The 16,317-nt window shown below is 59.3% G+C and carries 15 protein-coding genes; 11 read left to right on the top strand and 4 right to left on the bottom strand.

The window, feature by feature from the left end; all coding sequences use genetic code 11:
• Nucleotides 1–140 precede the first annotated feature (140 nt).
• Nucleotides 141–842 carry a response regulator transcription factor CtrA gene (gene ctrA, locus JZX87_RS00395; protein ID WP_046794530.1) on the bottom strand — a complete coding sequence of 234 codons (702 nt, stop codon included), beginning with the start codon at nucleotides 840–842 and terminating at the stop codon, nucleotides 141–143.
• Nucleotides 843–1,264: 422 nt separating this feature from the next.
• Here ctrA and JZX87_RS00390 point away from each other — a divergent pair, with 422 nt between their 5' ends.
• Complete coding sequence (locus JZX87_RS00390) at nucleotides 1,265–1,615, top strand: flagellar export protein FliJ (RefSeq protein WP_112454130.1); 351 nt, start codon at nucleotides 1,265–1,267, stop codon at nucleotides 1,613–1,615.
• A gap of 121 nt (nucleotides 1,616–1,736) precedes the next feature.
• Here the strand turns inward: JZX87_RS00390 and JZX87_RS00385 are convergent, their stop codons facing one another.
• Nucleotides 1,737–2,015, bottom strand: coding sequence for a GNAT family N-acetyltransferase (locus tag JZX87_RS00385; RefSeq protein WP_183821180.1), 279 nt, complete (start codon nucleotides 2,013–2,015; stop codon nucleotides 1,737–1,739).
• Nucleotides 2,016–2,126: 111 nt separating this feature from the next.
• Between JZX87_RS00385 and JZX87_RS00380 the strand changes: the two genes are divergently transcribed.
• A complete protein-coding gene (locus JZX87_RS00380; RefSeq protein WP_183821181.1) occupies nucleotides 2,127–2,597 on the top strand; it encodes a paraquat-inducible protein A in 471 nt (156 codons plus the stop codon).
• A 63-nt stretch (nucleotides 2,598–2,660) separates the two neighbouring features.
• Here the strand turns inward: JZX87_RS00380 and sciP are convergent, their stop codons facing one another.
• A complete protein-coding gene (gene sciP, locus JZX87_RS00375) occupies nucleotides 2,661–2,936 on the bottom strand; it encodes a CtrA inhibitor SciP (protein ID WP_105414767.1) in 276 nt (91 codons plus the stop codon).
• Nucleotides 2,937–3,179: 243 nt separating this feature from the next.
• Nucleotides 3,180–4,211: a DUF2793 domain-containing protein gene (locus JZX87_RS00370; protein ID WP_183821182.1), complete on the bottom strand. Its 1,032-nt coding sequence runs from the start codon at nucleotides 4,209–4,211 to the stop codon at nucleotides 3,180–3,182.
• 273 nt (nucleotides 4,212–4,484) lie between these two features.
• On the opposite strand from JZX87_RS00370, the gene JZX87_RS00365 reads away from it, so the two are divergent.
• The 9 genes from JZX87_RS00365 to JZX87_RS00325 all read left to right on the top strand — a co-directional run bounded on the left by JZX87_RS00365 (nucleotide 4,485) and on the right by JZX87_RS00325 (nucleotide 16,297).
• A complete protein-coding gene (locus JZX87_RS00365; RefSeq protein WP_183821183.1) occupies nucleotides 4,485–5,738 on the top strand; it encodes a sarcosine oxidase subunit beta family protein in 1,254 nt (417 codons plus the stop codon).
• Between the two features lie 8 nt (nucleotides 5,739–5,746).
• Complete coding sequence (locus JZX87_RS00360) at nucleotides 5,747–6,019, top strand: sarcosine oxidase subunit delta (RefSeq protein ID WP_183821184.1); 273 nt, start codon at nucleotides 5,747–5,749, stop codon at nucleotides 6,017–6,019.
• A complete protein-coding gene (locus JZX87_RS00355; protein ID WP_206822944.1) occupies nucleotides 6,016–8,973 on the top strand; it encodes a sarcosine oxidase subunit alpha family protein in 2,958 nt (985 codons plus the stop codon). The genes JZX87_RS00360 and JZX87_RS00355 overlap by 4 nt, the downstream gene beginning before the upstream one ends.
• Before the next feature lie 6 nt (nucleotides 8,974–8,979).
• Nucleotides 8,980–9,531, top strand: coding sequence for a sarcosine oxidase subunit gamma (locus JZX87_RS00350; RefSeq protein WP_206822943.1), 552 nt, complete (start codon nucleotides 8,980–8,982; stop codon nucleotides 9,529–9,531).
• A 173-nt stretch (nucleotides 9,532–9,704) separates the two neighbouring features.
• Nucleotides 9,705–12,131, top strand: a complete 2,427-nt coding sequence (locus tag JZX87_RS00345; protein WP_206822942.1) for a GcvT family protein — start codon at nucleotides 9,705–9,707, stop codon at nucleotides 12,129–12,131.
• Nucleotides 12,132–12,398: 267 nt separating this feature from the next.
• The gene (locus tag JZX87_RS00340; RefSeq protein WP_148145820.1) at nucleotides 12,399–13,301 is read left to right on the top strand and encodes a branched-chain amino acid ABC transporter permease; all 903 of its coding nucleotides are present in this window, start codon (nucleotides 12,399–12,401) and stop codon (nucleotides 13,299–13,301) included.
• A gap of 37 nt (nucleotides 13,302–13,338) precedes the next feature.
• On the top strand, nucleotides 13,339–14,691 hold the full coding sequence (livM, locus tag JZX87_RS00335) for a high-affinity branched-chain amino acid ABC transporter permease LivM (protein WP_404945113.1): 1,353 nt from the start codon (nucleotides 13,339–13,341) through the stop codon (nucleotides 14,689–14,691).
• Nucleotides 14,691–15,569: an ABC transporter ATP-binding protein gene (locus tag JZX87_RS00330; protein ID WP_148145818.1), complete on the top strand. Its 879-nt coding sequence runs from the start codon at nucleotides 14,691–14,693 to the stop codon at nucleotides 15,567–15,569. The genes livM and JZX87_RS00330 overlap by 1 nt, the downstream gene beginning before the upstream one ends.
• Nucleotides 15,569–16,297 (top strand): ABC transporter ATP-binding protein, encoded by a 729-nt coding sequence (locus JZX87_RS00325; RefSeq protein ID WP_206822939.1) that lies wholly within the window; start codon nucleotides 15,569–15,571, stop codon nucleotides 16,295–16,297. The genes JZX87_RS00330 and JZX87_RS00325 overlap by 1 nt, the downstream gene beginning before the upstream one ends.
• Nucleotides 16,298–16,317 lie beyond the last annotated feature (20 nt).

Genomic DNA, 16,317 nt, shown 5'->3' with positions numbered 1-16,317 from the left:
CGAAGTTCTGACGTCCAGGTTTGAACGGCGACCTCGGTCGCCGTTTTTTGTTGGGTGCACTTAACATGCCTAAGGCGGACAAAATAAAACCCGCCTGGCGCACCAAGCGGGTTTTAAGGCAAAGGGGAATGCCGTAGGCGTCAGGCCGTTTCGGCGTATTCCGCACCATCCGGCTCGCGAAGCACGTAGCCGCGTCCCCAGACGGTTTCGATGTAGTTTGCGCCACCGGCAGCGTTTGCAAGCTTCTTACGCAGCTTGCAGATGAAGACGTCGATGATCTTCAGTTCCGGTTCGTCCATGCCGCCGTAAAGGTGGTTGAGGAACATTTCCTTGGTGAGCGTGGTACCCTTGCGGAGCGAAAGCAGCTCCAGCATCTGGTATTCTTTGCCCGTCAGGTGAACGCGCTGGCCGCCGACTTCGACGGTCTTGGCGTCGAGGTTCACGATCAGTTCGCCGGTGATGATGATCGACTGGGCGTGACCCTTGGAGCGACGGACGATCGCATGAATGCGAGCAACCAGTTCGTCCTTGTGGAAGGGCTTGGTCATGTAGTCGTCGGCGCCAAAGCCGAGACCACGTACCTTGTCCTCGATGCCGGCCATGCCGGAAAGGATGAGGATCGGCGTCTTGACCTTGGACAGACGGAGCGTCCGCAGAACTTCATAACCCGACATGTCGGGCAAGTTCAGGTCAAGAAGAATGATGTCGTAGTCGTATAGCTTGCCAAGATCGACGCCTTCTTCACCAAGATCAGTGGTGTAGACATTAAAGCTTTCCGATTTCAGCATCAGCTCGATGCTCTGCGCTGTCGCGCTGTCATCTTCGATGAGTAGAACCCGCATATTTTTCCCCTTTACCGCCGCGCAAGGTTACCTTTTGCCCCCTCACTCGTTACGGATCCAGACTGTGCCTGATTTGGAAGCTGCCACCAAATGGTTAACAAACTGTGACCTGATTTGGCAAGGTGCATCAATTTATTAAGCAAAATAAGTAGCAGCCTGTTTTCCTTTACGGATTGGACATCACCATGTTGAATCAGCGAACGAGGAAGTTTCGCTAAGTGATTCTTGCGGCTGACACATTGCCGCTGTCCAATTCGGACTTGGTATTTACCGACCCTTAAACGATCGTCTTTATCATTAATGATGCCCGTAAACGAAAAGTTAACGCCGCGTCAAATTTATTAACGCGTCAGAAATTTTTTGATCTGCAGTGTAACAGGCAGATCACGGGCCGGGGTGTTGGTATCCACGGAGTATTGCGTATGAAGTCGCGTGACAGCCTTGTTCGCCTGAAGGGATTTCAGGTTAACGAAAAGCGTCGTCAGCTGCAGCAGTTGCAGATGATGATGGCAGAATTCGAACGGATGGCGAAGGAACTGGAACACCAGATCACGCTTGAAGAGAAAAAGTCCGGGATCACCGATCCGGGTCATTTCGCTTATCCGACCTTTGCAAAGGCCGCACGGCAGCGGGCGGATAACCTGCAGGTCTCGATTCGAGAACTGAAGGTTCAGCAGGATAGTGCCGAACTGGCACTGGAAGAGGCGGAGGCGGAACTCGCCAAGGCTTCGGCGCTCGAAGAGCGCGACGGCGGGATGCGCGCCCGCGCCTAAAGTGCGGATGCATCGAGGAGTTGAAGAGGGCGACCCGCAAGGGGCGGCGCCCTTTTTCCATTTTCTGTACGGCTGCAGATCGTTCAGCCGATCGTCTTCTGCTTCGAAGTGAAGCGATGATTTACTTGATGACGTCCTGCCATTCGGGGTGGCGCTCGACCTGGGCCTTGAAGAAGGGGCAAAGCGGAATGATCTTCCAGCCGCCCCGGCGTGCATCATCAACCGCGAATTTTGCCAGAGCCTGGCCGACGCCCTTGCCGCGCAGAGCATCCGGAACGCCGGTGTGATCGATGATGATCAGTTGCGGCGAGGTGCGGGAATAGGTCATCTCGGCCTCATGTCCCTCGACACTTGCGGCATAACGTCCACCCGATGTTTTCTCTTCGCGGCTGATTTCCATTTTGTTGCTCCTGTCGCATTCACATGTCGGCTTGGAGCATAAACCGATTTGCGCCATGTTATGAAGCTCAGCTTTCGACTTCAGTTTTGAGGCGTCTTTCAGGGAGTTTGCTTGAGCCGGATTGTACCGTTTTCGATACTGGGTCTATCGGCAGTGCTTCTCGCATTCGGCGTGAGCCTGCCGATCATGCGGTTCGATCAGCTTTACTTTTTCAGCAGCGAGCCATCACTGCTGCAGCTTGTCGGAGAGTTGTGGGGAGATGGGAATTTCGGGCTGGCCATTGCTGTCGGCGCTTTTTCGCTCGCGTTTCCAGCAGTCAAGCTGATCGCTCTCGGGCTTGAGGTCGCGGCCGGCGAGGGGAGGTCGCAATTGCTTAGCCAAGCGATGCCGCATCTTGCCAGATGGTCGATGATGGACGTGATGCTTGTCGCGATCGTCATCTTCGCGGCGAAGACGAGCGGCGTTGCGACTGCCGTCACGCTTCCCGGTTTCTGGTGTTATGCGGCGTCCGCCGTGATTGCGGCCATCTTTCCCTCTGTGGTCAAACTGGGAAAGACGGATCGGCAATCGGAAAAGGGATAAAACAAAGGATGCCGCGACCTTGATCACAGCACCCGGATAAGGGTGGCTTTTCGCCGGATGCGCCTAGTGGCGGTACTGCTGGATACGCGTCGTACGCAGGCCGGCAAGGCCATGATCGTTGATCGACGACTGCCAGGAGAGGAATTCTTCGACGGTAAGCGTATAACGGTCGCAGGCTTCCTCCAAGCTCAACAAGCCACCGCGAACAGCCGCGACAACCTCAGCCTTACGACGGATAACCCAGCGGCGCGTATTGGCCGGGGGAAGGTCCGCAATCGTAAGGGGGCTGCCATCGGGGCCGATGACATATTTAACTCGTGGACGGATCATTTCGGTCATTGGAACTCTCTACACAACACAAGACCACGCCGAGGAGCCTAGTCCGGCAGTTTTAACATTTGACTAAACAGGTTCCGCAAATGTGACCTAACTCGCAAAGGTCGTATTTTTTCTGTGCCTTAGCCCTCAATCCCCTGTGAAATAAGGCTTGCAGGGGAGGGGGAGAGGGCGAGAAAGTCGAATTGAGCGTGGCGGGCTGTGCGAATTTGGCACGGGCCTGTATCATTTTTTGAAGTTTTTTCGCTAAATCATTGCGACTGAAAGGATAGTTCCTGTTGGTCCGGCATTGAGCGTGGCGGAACCTGTATGGCTGAATGTCAGCGTATCCCCTTGTTGCAACTGGACGATAGCGGAAGACGACAATGTCGTGGAATTCCCGGCCGCGCCGGCAAGCGTCAGCAGGCCCGGACTACCATTGCGCGAAACCGTCACGCCATAGGCGGCGGCGGCCGCTGCAATAGAAAGCGTGAGGGCTATAAGATAAAGGCCGGTTGCGGGTATGACGATCGCGTTGCCTCCGCCCGCAACAGCCGCTCCGAGCGTAAAGCCGCCCCGGTTCAAGGCGAAGTCCGACATGCCGCTCTGTTGTCCCGAGGTCGGCGCGAAACTCGTGCCGCTACGATAGAGCCTGGCTGCAGGCTGGTTGGGCATGGTGACGCGGCCGGCGCCGTCGATGACAAGGCCGTTTTTCCAGTCTGATCCATTGCTGACCTTGATGGAAAAATCGGTATTTCCTGCCAGCCCCATTTCCGCATGCCCTGTCCAGCCTGACTGGAAGAGCAAGGTGGCGGTATCTGAAGCCGACGCCTTGTTGATCTTCAGCCTATGGCTGTCGCCCGCATGATTGAAGAGGCTGGCGGAAGAGGAGAGGGAAAGTCTATTGGTGCTGTCGGCGGTGGCAGCAATCCCGAGCGTCATGACGCCGGCGTTCTCGGGCAAGGGTAGGTCCTGCCATGCGGATCCGTCGAAGACCTTCAGCCTGCCGGCTGTTTCGAACCACGCGCGCCAGCCCGTGCCCGGCTTAGCAAAGGCCCAATAACCATCCTGCCAGATGGCCATCTGGCCGTCGCGACCGCTCCATGCATCCGTTGCGCCGGTTGCGACGACGAAGCGATCTCCGGGCTCAGGCGTTTCCGGAGGACTGACGCTTTCCCCGATCACGGAAAGCTGAACGATCGCATCCAGCAGCAGCAGGGCCTCGTTATGGGTGACGTGTTTCTGTGCCTGCGAGGGCATTATGAAAGGCATGTCGAGATTGGTGGTGCGGTCGCTCATGGTCATCTCCGGCAATTATGTTTGCCGGATTTTACGGCCGTGCCGATGCTGCGGGGACGAAGTTGAAGCCAAGCTATTGAAAGCACTTGCGCGACCTTGCTATTCATCCCCGCGGTCTGCTTCGGGGATAGTGTCGCGGGCTCCGTCCTATCGGCGCAAGAACCTGATGTGATGCAGGGAAAGCTGTCGCAAACGGAACCGGTGGTGTCCTCATTGCGCTTGTCCTTATCCCTGCATATGCGAAGGTGGACCGGACATGAACGGGACGGATGGATGCGATATTCGGCATATTCGATCATCAAGCAGGCGCTTTCGGGCAACCGGCTATGGAAACCGGCATGGCGTGAGCCGGAGCCGAAATCGCATTACGATGTGATCATTGTCGGTGGCGGCGGGCATGGCCTGTCGACGGCCTATTATCTTGCCAAGGAATTCGGCATCACCAACATCGCGGTGCTGGAAAAAGGCTATATCGGCTCCGGCAATGTCGGCCGAAACACGACGATCATCCGCTCCAACTATCTGCTCGAAGGCAATATCCCCTTCTACGAATTTTCGCTGAAGCTGTGGGAAGGGCTCGAGCAGGATTTCAACTATAATGCCATGGTCAGCCAGCGCGGAGTGATGATGCTGGCGCATTCGGACGGGCAGCGCGATGCCTATGCGCGGCGCGGCAACGCCATGCGTATGCACGGGGTCGATGCTGAATTGCTCGACCGCAAGCAGCTCCAGGCATTGATGCCTTATCTCAATTACGATCACGCACGCTTCCCTATCCTTGCCGGCCTTTTGCAGAAGCGTGGCGGAACGGTGCGGCACGATGCGGTCGCCTGGGGCTATGCGCGCGGCGCCGACATGCGCGGCGTCGATATCATTCAGCATTGCGAGGTAAATGCCATCCGTCGCGACGGGCAGGGCCGGGTAACTGGCGTCGACACCAACAAGGGCTTTATCGGCTGCAACAAGCTGGCGCTGGCGACTGCCGGCCATTCCTCCGAGACCGCGCGGATGGCGGGGCTTGAACTGCCGATCGAGACCCATGTGCTTCAGGCTTTCGTCTCCGAAGGGATCAAGCCGGCGATTGATCATGTGATCGTCTATGGCGCCGGGCATTTCTACATTTCGCAGTCCGACAAGGGCGGCTTGGTCTTCGGTGCGGATATCGATTATTATTCGTCCTACGCCCAGCGCGGCAATCTTGCGACCGTCGAGCATACGATGGAGGAGGGCGTCTCGCTTATCCCCGGCCTATCCCGCGGTAAGGTTCTGCGCTCATGGGGTGGGGTGATGGACATGTCGATGGATGGTTCGCCGATCATCGACCGGACGCCGATCGACAATCTCTACCTCAATGCGGGATGGTGTTACGGCGGGTTCAAGGCGACGCCCGCCTCGGGCTTCTGTTTCGCTCACCTGATCGCCAAGAACGAGAGCCACCATGTTTCGCGCTTCCTGCGGCTCGACCGCTTCGAGCGCGGCCACATGATCGACGAAGCGGGCAAAGGCCCCCAGCCGAACATTCACTGAGATAGTCCATGGCAAGCCTCATTACCTGTCCGCATTGCGGTACCAGACCCAAGGAAGAGTTTTCCATTCGCGGCGCGGCGCTGGCGCGCCCTCATCCTGCCGCGAGCGAGGAGGACTGGCACGCCTACGTCTATCTGCGGGAAAATCCGAAAGGCCGTTACCAGGAATACTGGCACCATGCGGCCGGCTGCCGCCGCTGGCTGATTGTCGACCGCGACAACGTGACTCATGATGTGTTCAGCGTCGTCGATGCCGCAGCGATCAGGGAGCCAAGTGAATGACCTCCTATCGTCTGGGATCCGCAGGCCGGGTCAATCGCGGCCAACCGCTGACCTTCACGTTCGACGGCAAGACCTACAAGGGGTTCGAGGGCGATACGCTCGCGTCTGCCCTGCTTGCCAACGACCAGATGCTGATGGGCCGCAGCTTCAAATATCACCGTCCGCGCGGTCCGGTTACGGCCGGCTCTGCCGAACCGAATGCGCTGATGACGATCGGCGCCGGCGCGCGCGCCGAGCCGAATGTGCGCGCGACCGTCGCCGAGCTTTACGACGGGCTGACGGCGGTCAGCCAGAACCGCTGGCCTTCATTGTCATTCGATATCGGCGCGATAAACGGCCTGCTTTCGCCGATGCTGGGTGCGGGCTTCTACTACAAAACCTTCATGTGGCCGGCAGCGCTTTGGGAAAAGCTCTACGAGCCGGTCATCCGTCGCGCAGCCGGCCTCGGCAAGCTGACGATGCAGGCCGATCCGGATCGCTACGAGAAATCCTGGGCGCATTGCGATCTGCTGGTTATCGGTTCCGGTCCCGCCGGGCTGATGGCGGCGCTGGCCGCAGGGCGTGCCGGCGCACGGGTTATCCTCGCGGACGAAGGTTTTCGGCTTGGCGGATCGCTTCTGTCCGAAAGCGCCTCGTTGGGTGGTATTGCGGCTGCCGATTTCGCCAAGGCGATGATCGAGGAACTGGCGGAACTTCCAAATGTCACGCTGATGCCGCGCACCACCGTGTTCGGCTGGTATGACGATATGGTTTTCGGTGCCGTCGAGCGGGTGCAGAAACATGTCTCCGCACCGTCGCCGGACCTGCCGATGGAACGTCTCTGGCGTATCGTCGCCAAACGCGCCATCCTGGCGTCCGGCTCGGAAGAGCGGCCGCTGGTTTTCGGCGGCAATGACAAGCCGGGCGTGATGACGGCGAGCGCGATGCGCACCTATGCCAACCGATATGGCGTGGCGGCGGGCGGCAAGGTCGCCATCTTTACCAATGGTGGATCGGGTTATCGCACGGCAGCCGATCTGGTGGCGGCTGGCGTCGATGTCACGGCAATCATCGATGCGCGCGCACAGTCTGCGGATGTCGGGCCAGATGGCGTGCGGGTGATCCGCAATGGTGGTGTCGTCGGCACCAAGGGCCGCAATCGCATCGATGCGCTGATTGCCGAACGGTCCGGTTTTCAGGAACAGATCGCCTGCGATGCGCTGGCGATCTCGGGCGGCTGGTCGCCGATCGTACACCTGATGTGCCAGCGCGGCGCAAAACCCGTCTGGTCCGACGAAGCCCAGGCCTTCATGGCACCGGATGTCGGTTCAGCCTTCATTGCTGCTGGTTCCGCTGCCGGCGCCGATACGATTTCGGCCTGTCTGCAAGATGGCGCCGGTAAAGCCACGGCGCTTGCACGCGAACTCGGCTTTGCCGCCTACGAGATGAACATCCCCGAGGTGGAAGGCGAATATGATCCGGCTTTTGCGCCGGTCTGGTACGTGCCGGGGGCCAAGGACAAGGCCTTTGTCGATTTCCAGAACGATGTGGCGGTGAGCGATCTCGGGCTCGCCCAGCGCGAAGGGTTCGGCCATATCGAGCACACCAAGCGCTACACGACCGCCGGCATGGCGACCGACCAGGGCAAGCTCGGCGGCGTCAACACGGTCGGCATCGTCGCCGGCATGCGCGGCGTCTCTCCTGCCGAAATCGGCACCACGACGTTTAGGCCGTTCTACACGCCGGTTTCCTTCGGCGCGCTGGCGGGCACTGCGCGCGGCGAGCATGCGGCTCCGGTGCGCACCTCGCCCTTGCATGACTGGGCGAAAAAGAACGGCGCCACCTTTGTCGAGGTCGGTCTGTGGCATCGCTCGGCCTGGTTTGCGCGAGCGGGCGAGAACAGCTGGCGGGAAAGCGTCGACCGCGAGGTCAAGAATGTCCGCAGCAATGCCGGGCTTTGCGATGTCTCGACGCTCGGCAAGATCGAGATTTTCGGCACCCACGCGGCGGAATTCCTGAACCGTATCTATTGCAACAATTTCCTCAAGCTGCCGGTCGGCAGGGCACGGTACGGCCTGATGCTGCGCGAGGACGGGATGATCTTCGACGACGGCACCACGAGCCGCCTTGGCGAAAACCACTATGTGATGACCACGACGACGGCCTATGCGGCAGAAGTGATGGCGCATCTAGAATTTGCGTCGCAGACCTTCTGGCCTGACCTCGACGTTCGTTTTGTCTCCGCGACCGACCAGTGGGCGCAGATGTCGCTCGCCGGGCCACGCGCCCGGACGATCATGAGCCGGGTGGTGGAAGACGATATTTCCGATGTTGCCTTTCCTTATCTTGCCGCCAGGACAGTGACGCTTCGCGGCGGGCTGAAGGGGCGGCTGTTCCGTATCTCCTTCTCAGGTGAACTGGCTTACGAGCTTGCCGTTCCGGCCGGTTACGGCGAGGCGGTTGCGGACGCGATCATGGAGGCGGGCAAGGGTGAGGGGATCTGCGCCTATGGCGTCGAGGCACTCAATGTCCTGCGCATCGAGAAGGGTTTTGTCACCCATAGCGAGATGGATGGCCGCACGACGCCGGACGATCTCGGCTTTGGCCGGATGATGGCGCTGCAAAAGCCGGATTTCATCGGCAAGCGACAGTCGAGCCGTTTCGGCCTCACCGCTGCCGACCGGTTGCAGCTCGTGGGCTTGAGGCCGTTGGAAAAGCTCGATGAATTTTTGGCCGGCGCGCATCTGCTGAAGGAAGACGTGCCGCCATCGATGGCAAGCGACCAGGGCTGGGTGTCCTCGGTCTGCCACTCGCCGACACTCGGTCACACGATCGGCCTTGCCATGCTGAAATCCGGCCGGGAACGCTATGGCGAAACCATCGTCGTCTGGGATGGATTGCGCGGAAAAGAGGTGCTGGCGCAGGTCTGCCCGCCTGTCTTCGTCGATCCCGACAACAGCAAGCTTCAGGGGTAGGCCATCATGTCGCTCACTCTCTATCACCGGCATGTGCTGGAAGATTATCTCGCAGGCTTCGAGGCCAAGGCCAATCCGAACCATCTGTCCGTCATCCGCCGTCCGGCGATTTTTTCGGTGTTGGCGCATCGCGGCAATGAGGCTTCCGTCAAGCAAGCGCTGAATTCGATCAATGGTGCTCTGCTGCGTGACTGCGCGCCGGGCGAGTGGCTGGTCGTCTCGACGGCGTCAGACGCTGCGGTGGTCGAGAACCTTCTCGGTGAAATCACAGGCGCTTCGGCTGTCGATCAGAGCGATGGCCGCGTACTGCTTAGGATTTCCGGCCCGAATGTGCGCAAGATCCTGGCGAAATGCGTGGCGGTGGATCTGCATCCCGATGCATTCTCCATCGGCGCTTCGGCCAACATGCTCTGCTGCCATGTGGCTGCCAATCTGGCGCGCACCGGAGCCGAGGCGTTCGAGATCATCGTGCCGCGTTCCTTCGCAGGCTCGGTATTCGAGGAAATGATGGAAATGGGCCGCGAGTTCGCGCTGACTGCCGCTTTTGCGGAGTGGTGAGGCGGATCGTCAGTCAGAGTGATGACTGATGACGCTCGCTGGATAAGTATTTTTCGCTAAGCGACATTGGGCTTCGCAGAACGGTCTACTGAGCCGTTCTGATTGTCATTAGGCTGCGGTGAGTTGCAGCATTCAACGCATGACGAAAGTCCTGCTCTCACCGGAGAATTTGAATGAAAAGCCATGCCCGGGTTGTGGTGATCGGCGGCGGTGTCGTCGGATGTTCCATCCTCTATCACCTGACGAAATTCGGCTGGACGGACGTGGTTCTGGTCGAGCGGTCCGAGCTTACTTCCGGTTCCACCTGGCATGCGGCTGGCGGCATGCACACGATCAACGGTGACCCCAACGTCGCCAAGCTGCAGAAATACACGGTCGAGCTCTACAAGGAGATCGAGGCCTATTCCGGCCAGGATATCGGGCTGCACATGACGTCCGGCCTGATGCTGGCGGCGACGAACGAGCGTTTCGACTGGTTCAAGTCGCTACTCGCAAAGGGGAAATATGCCGGCGGCGAGGCGCGGCTCGTGTCGGTGGAAGAGGCGCATGAGATGATGCCGCTTCTCAATCCCAAGGAATTCGTCGGCGCCGTCTTTGATCCGCATGAGGGCCATCTCGATCCTTACGGCACGACACACGCCTATGCGAAATCGGCGAAGAAGAACGGGGCGGAAATCTATCTCCACACCAAGGTGGAGGAGCTGATCCAGCTGCCGGATGGCATGTGGCGGGTGGTGACGGACAAGGGGGAGATCCGGGCCGAGCACGTCGTCAACGCTGCGGGGCTCTGGGCGCGTGAGGTTGGCCGCATGGTCGGGCTGGAACTGCCGGTGCTTGCCATGGAACATATGTATCTGATCACCGAGGACATGCCCGAGGTGATCGAATTCAACCAAAAGTCCGGCCGCGAGTTGATGCACTGCGTCGATTTCGACGGCGAGATCTATATTCGCCAGGAACGCAACGGCATGCTGATGGGCACCTACGAAAAGGACTGCCGCCCGTGGTCGCCGATCGAGACGCCGTGGACCTTCGGGCACGAGTTGCTGGCCGAGGATATCGAGCGGATTTCCAGTGAGCTTGAGGTCGGCTTCCGGCACTTTCCGGCCTTCAATACTGCCGGGATCAAGACGATCATCAACGGCCCCTTCACCTTTTCGCCTGATGGTAATCCGCTGGTCGGGCCTGTTCGCGGCATGACGAATTTCTGGTCGGCCTGTGCGGTCATGGCCGGTTTCTCCCAGGGCGGCGGGGTCGGGCTGGCGCTGGCGCAGTGGATCATCAACGGCGATCCGGGCTTCGACGTCTTCGCCATGGATGTCTGCCGTTACGGCGATTACGCGACGCTCGGTTATACCAATGCCAAGGTACGCGAAAACTATTCGCGACGCTTCTCGATCCGCTATCCGAACGAGGAACTGCCCGGCGCCCGCCCGCTGCTGACGACGCCGATCTACGACAAGCTGAAGGCTGCCGGTGCCGTGTTCGGCGCATCCTACGGGCTGGAAACGCCGTTGTGGTTTGCGCCCGAGGGCGTTGAGGATGCGTTCTCCTGGCGGCGCTCGACGGATTTCGAGTATGTCGGAAACGAAGCCAAGGCGGTGCGCGCTTCCGTCGGCATGATGGAAACCTCGGGTTTCGCCAAATACCTGATCGCAGGTGGGGGCGCGCGGAGCTGGCTGGATCGCATGCTTGCCGGCTGTATTCCGCCGGAAGGGCGCATGGCGCTGACGCCGATGCTGAACGAGGCGGGCAAGCTGATCGGCGATTTCACGCTTGCTGCGCTGGAGGATGAGGAATTCCTGCTGATCGGCTCCGGCATTGCCGAGGATTATCACATGCGCTGGTTCGAGCAGCATCTGCCCGAAGATGGTTCGGTTGAAGTGGAGGCGCTCAATCTCGGCCTGCTGGGCCTGTCGGTTGCCGGGCCGAAGGCACGCGAGGTGCTGCAGAAGCTGACGCATCTCGACCTGTCGGATAGAGCCTTTCCCTTTATGTCGGTGCGCGAGATCGATCTCGGCATGGCGCCGGTCATTCTCGGCCGGGTCACGTATACCGGTGATCTCGGCTATGAAATCTGGATGAAGCCGGAATATCAGCGCTATCTGTTCGATGCGTTGATGGAGGCGGGTGCGGAGTTCGGCATTTCGCTTTTCGGCCTGCGGGCGCTCAATGCTCTTCGCGTCGAAAAATCCTTCGGCAGCTGGTCACGGGAATATCGTCCGCTCTACGGGCCGGCGGAGGCGGGGCTTGGCCGTTTCATCTCCTATAGCAAACCGGCCGATTTCATAGGCAAAGAGGCGGTGCTCGACGAAAAGCTTACCGGCGGCGCATTGAGGCTCATCACCCTGATCGTTGATGCCGTGGATGCCGACGTCATCGGCGACGAGCCGATCTCGCTTGATGGAGAGGTGAGGGGATGGGTGACTTCGGGCGGTTATGCTCATGCATCTGGAGTCTCGGTCGCCATGGGCTACGTGCCGAAGGCGATCGCCGAGGTGGTGAATGGATGGCAGATCGAGATTCTGGGAGAAATGCTGCCGGCGCGCCTGCAGCCTGTGCCGCTGTTTGACGCAAACGGGTCGCGAATGCGCTCTTGATAGTTGTAAACTCTATAGAAAATCACTGGTTGGGTAGGGCGTTATTGCACGCCGAAAACGCTCATTTTCTGTGAGGTTCATGCCGCATTTCTGGCATTCCTGAGTGTATTTGCGCCATCCTGGGCAAAAGCTCGTGAAAATTGATCTGCCTCTTTCTTTTGCACTTCACATTTTTAACGAAACGGATAGGAATCAAAAAAATTGAAGATCTCATCAGGTCTTTGAAAGAATGGTGCGGCCGCAAAGGACCGCATTAGGGGAAACTATATGGAATACTTTATCCAGCAGCTCATCAACGGGCTGACTCTCGGATCCATCTATGGCCTCGTGGCAATCGGCTATACGATGGTTTACGGTATCATCGGCATGATCAACTTCGCCCATGGCGATATTTTCATGCTCGGCGGCTTCGCTGCCCTCATAATCTTCCTGATCCTGACATCCTTCTTTGCCGGCATTCCGGTAGCGCTGCTGCTGCTGCTGATGCTGCTGGTCGGTATGCTGATGACGGGCCTGTGGAACTGGACTATCGAGCGCGTGGCCTACCGGCCGTTGCGCGGATCCTTCCGCCTTGCGCCGCTGATCACGGCGATCGGTATGTCGATCGCCCTGTCGAACTTCATCCAGGTGACGCAGGGACCGCGCAACAAGCCGATCCCGCCGCTCGTCACCGACACCTATCACCTCGGCGCGATTACCATTTCGCTGAAGCAGATCCTGATCGTGGTGATTACCTCGATCCTGCTGTTCGCCTTCTGGTACATCGTCAACAAGACACCGCTCGGCCGCGCCCAGCGCGCTACCGAACAGGACCGCAAGATGGCGGCACTACTCGGCGTCGATGTCGACAAGACGATCTCGATAACCTTCATCATGGGTGCAGCACTCGCGGCGGTCGCCGGGGCGATGTACCTGATGTATTACGGTGTCGCATCCTTCAACGACGGATTCATTCCGGGCGTAAAGGCTTTTACCGCGGCCGTTCTCGGTGGTATCGGCTCGCTGCCGGGCGCTGTTCTCGGCGGGCTTCTGATCGGCCTGATCGAAAGCCTGTGGTCGGCCTATTTCTCGATTGCCTACAAGGACGTAGCGACCTTCGCCATCCTTGCTATCGTGCTGATCTTCAAGCCGACCGGCATTCTCGGTCGTCCGGAAGTGGAGAAGGTCTGACATGGCTTACACCACTGAAAACAACCAGTCCGGCCTGATGGCAAAGGCCGTCAAGGAAGGCATTTTCGCGGGCCTGATCGCGTTCGGCATGTTCCTGCTGTTCGTCGGCATCGAGACCTATCAGGACATCAACAACCAGCTGGTCTGGCGGACGCGCTGGGGGCTGCTTGCGGTCTTCGTCGCGGTCGCCGCGATCGGCCGCTTCGTGACGGTCGGTTTCATCAAGCCGCATCTCGACAGCCGCAAGCTCGCCAAGGCGAAGAGCGGCGTTCTGGAGATCTCGGACGAGAAGGGCTTCTTCCGCACGCATTTCCTCAAGATCGCGCTGATCTTCCTGCTCTGCTATCCGTTCCTGGCAATGCTGATCTTCGGTCGTCAGGGCTCGCTGAAATATGTCGACAACTTTGGCATCCAGATCCTCATCTACGTGATGCTCGCGTGGGGCCTCAACATCGTCGTCGGCCTCGCGGGCCTGCTCGATCTGGGTTATGTCGCCTTCTATGCGGTCGGCGCCTATTCCTACGCGCTGCTGTCGGCTCATTTCGGTTTCTCCTTCTGGCTGCTCCTGCCGATGGCCGGTATCTTGGCCGCTCTCTGGGGCATCATCCTCGGTTTCCCGGTTCTGCGGCTGCGAGGAGACTATCTTGCGATCGTGACGCTCGCCTTCGGTGAAATCATCCGCCTCGTGCTGATCAACTGGACGGATGTCACCCGCGGCACGTTCGGCATCTCGGGCATCGAGAAGGCAACCTTCTTCGGCATCTGGTCCTTCGACGCAGGCACGCCGAACAATTTTGCCAAGGCCTGGGGTCTGCCGACCTCGTCGGTCTATTACAAGATGTTCCTGTTCTACATCATTCTGGCACTCTGCATGCTGACGGCATACGTCACCATTCGCCTGCGGCGCATGCCGATCGGCCGCGCCTGGGAAGCACTGCGTGAGGACGAGATCGCCTGCCGTTCGCTCGGCATCAACACCGTCACCACCAAGCTGACGGCGTTCGCCACGGGCGCAATGTTCGGCGGTTTCGCCGGCTCGTTCTTCGCTGCCCGCCAGGGGTTCGTCTCTCCGGAAAGCTTCGTCTTCCTGGAATCGGCGGTCATCCTCGCCATCGTGGTCTTGGGCGGCATGGGTTCGCTCACCGGTATCGCCATTGCGGCGGTGGTCATGGTCGGCGGTACCGAGCTGCTGCGCGAAATGGAATTCCTTAAGCACATCTTCGGACCGGACTTCACGCCGGAACTCTACCGCATGCTGCTCTTCGGTCTGGCGATGATCATCGTCATGCTGTTCAAGCCGCGCGGCTTTGTCGGCACCCGTGAGCCAACCGCCTTCCTGAAGGAGAGAAAAGCTGTCTCCGGCAGCTTCACCAAGGAAGGCCACGGCTGATGACGACCGGGACCATGACAATGACAAAAGACGCTATCCTCAAGGTCGAACACCTGTCGATGAAGTTCGGCGGCCTGATGGCCATCAACGACTTCTCGTTCGAAGCCAAGCGCGGCGAAATCACCGCACTGATCGGCCCGAACGGTGCCGGCAAGACCACGGTGTTCAACTGCATCACCGGCTTCTACAAGCCGACCATGGGCATGATCACGCTGTCACGCGACAACGGCAAGGAGTTCCTGCTGGAGCGCCTGCGCGATTTCGAGATCAACAAGGTCGCGGGTGTCTCCCGCACCTTCCAGAACATCCGGCTGTTTTCCGGCCTGACGGTTCTGGAAAACCTGCTGGTCGCGCAGCACAACGTGTTGATGAAGGCTTCGGGCTTCACGATCCTCGGTCTCCTTGGGTTGCCGACCTACAAGAACGCCGCGAAGGCGGCGATCGAGAAGGCGCAATACTGGCTGGAAATGGCCGATCTCGTCGATCGTGCCGACGATCCGGCAGGTGACCTTTCCTATGGCGCGCAGCGCCGCCTGGAAATCGCCCGCGCCATGTGCACCGGGCCGGAACTTCTGTGCCTGGACGAACCGGCAGCCGGTCTCAATCCGAAGGAATCCCTGACGCTCAACACGCTGTTGCGCGCCATCCGCGACCAAGGCACGTCACTGCTCCTGATCGAGCACGACATGTCGGTCGTCATGGAGATTTCCGACCATGTCGTCGTTCTGGAATATGGTCAGAAGATCTCCGACGGCACGCCGGATCATGTGAAAAACGACCCGAAGGTCATCGCAGCCTATCTCGGCGTCGAGGATGATGAAGTTGAAGAAATCGAGGAAAAGCTGGACAAGGGCATTATCGAAGAGGGGACCGTCTGATGGCCGGTGAAACCCTTCTGAAAGTCCAGGGTGTCGAAACCTATTACGGCAATATCCGCGCGCTCTCGGGCGTCGATGTCGAGGTCAACAAGGGCGAGATCGTCAGCCTGATCGGTGCCAACGGTGCCGGCAAGTCGACCCTGATGATGACCATCTGCGGGGCACCGCAGGCCAAGAACGGCCAGGTCATCTTCGACGGCGAGGATATTACCAAGCTGCCGACGCATCTGATCGCGCGCAAGCGCATCGCCCAGTCGCCGGAAGGCCGCCGCATTTTCCCCCGCATGACGGTGCTGGAAAACCTGCAGATGGGCGCCAATCTCGACAACCTGAAATACTTCAAGGAAGACGTCGAGAAGGTATTCGTCATGTTCCCGCGCCTGAAGGAGCGGCAAAGCCAGCGCGGCGGCACGCTTTCGGGCGGCGAGCAGCAGATGCTGTCGATCGGTCGCGCGCTGATGTCGCGTCCGAAACTGCTTCTGCTCGACGAGCCGTCGCTCGGTCTGGCTCCGCTGATCGTCAAGGGCATTTTCGAAGCGATCAAGACGCTCAACAAGGAGGAGGGGCTGACCGTCTTTCTCGTGGAGCAGAACGCATTCGCGGCACTGAAACTGTCGGACCGCGCCTATGTCATGGTCAACGGCAAGGTGACGATGAGCGGCTCCGGCAAGGAGCTTCTCGCCAATCCGGAAGTCCGTGCCGCCTACCTCGAAGGAGGCCGGCATTGAGCGCGATCACCATCTTTACG

The sequence above is a fragment of the Agrobacterium sp. Ap1 genome, assembly GCF_017313375.1.
Taxonomy (GTDB): domain Bacteria; phylum Pseudomonadota; class Alphaproteobacteria; order Rhizobiales; family Rhizobiaceae; genus Neorhizobium; species Neorhizobium cellulosilyticum.
This window is presented reverse-complemented; position numbering and strand designations above follow the sequence as displayed.

What these genes read in the sequence shown, in the direction of transcription:
- ctrA (WP_046794530.1), bottom strand. Translation starts at nt 842, where the DNA reads ATGCGGGTTCTACTCATCGAAGATGACAGCGCGACAGCGCAGAGCATC.
- JZX87_RS00390 (WP_112454130.1), top strand. Translation starts at nt 1,265, where the DNA reads ATGAAGTCGCGTGACAGCCTTGTTCGCCTGAAGGGATTTCAGGTTAAC.
- JZX87_RS00385 (WP_183821180.1), bottom strand. Translation starts at nt 2,015, where the DNA reads ATGGAAATCAGCCGCGAAGAGAAAACATCGGGTGGACGTTATGCCGCA.
- sciP (WP_105414767.1), bottom strand. Translation starts at nt 2,936, where the DNA reads ATGACCGAAATGATCCGTCCACGAGTTAAATATGTCATCGGCCCCGAT.
- JZX87_RS00370 (WP_183821182.1), bottom strand. Translation starts at nt 4,211, where the DNA reads ATGAGCGACCGCACCACCAATCTCGACATGCCTTTCATAATGCCCTCG.
- JZX87_RS00365 (WP_183821183.1), top strand. Translation starts at nt 4,485, where the DNA reads ATGCGATATTCGGCATATTCGATCATCAAGCAGGCGCTTTCGGGCAAC.
- JZX87_RS00360 (WP_183821184.1), top strand. Translation starts at nt 5,747, where the DNA reads ATGGCAAGCCTCATTACCTGTCCGCATTGCGGTACCAGACCCAAGGAA.
- JZX87_RS00355 (WP_206822944.1), top strand. Translation starts at nt 6,016, where the DNA reads ATGACCTCCTATCGTCTGGGATCCGCAGGCCGGGTCAATCGCGGCCAA.
- JZX87_RS00350 (WP_206822943.1), top strand. Translation starts at nt 8,980, where the DNA reads ATGTCGCTCACTCTCTATCACCGGCATGTGCTGGAAGATTATCTCGCA.
- JZX87_RS00345 (WP_206822942.1), top strand. Translation starts at nt 9,705, where the DNA reads ATGAAAAGCCATGCCCGGGTTGTGGTGATCGGCGGCGGTGTCGTCGGA.
- JZX87_RS00340 (WP_148145820.1), top strand. Translation starts at nt 12,399, where the DNA reads ATGGAATACTTTATCCAGCAGCTCATCAACGGGCTGACTCTCGGATCC.
- livM (WP_404945113.1), top strand. Translation starts at nt 13,339, where the DNA reads ATGGCAAAGGCCGTCAAGGAAGGCATTTTCGCGGGCCTGATCGCGTTC.
- JZX87_RS00330 (WP_148145818.1), top strand. Translation starts at nt 14,691, where the DNA reads ATGACGACCGGGACCATGACAATGACAAAAGACGCTATCCTCAAGGTC.
- JZX87_RS00325 (WP_206822939.1), top strand. Translation starts at nt 15,569, where the DNA reads ATGGCCGGTGAAACCCTTCTGAAAGTCCAGGGTGTCGAAACCTATTAC.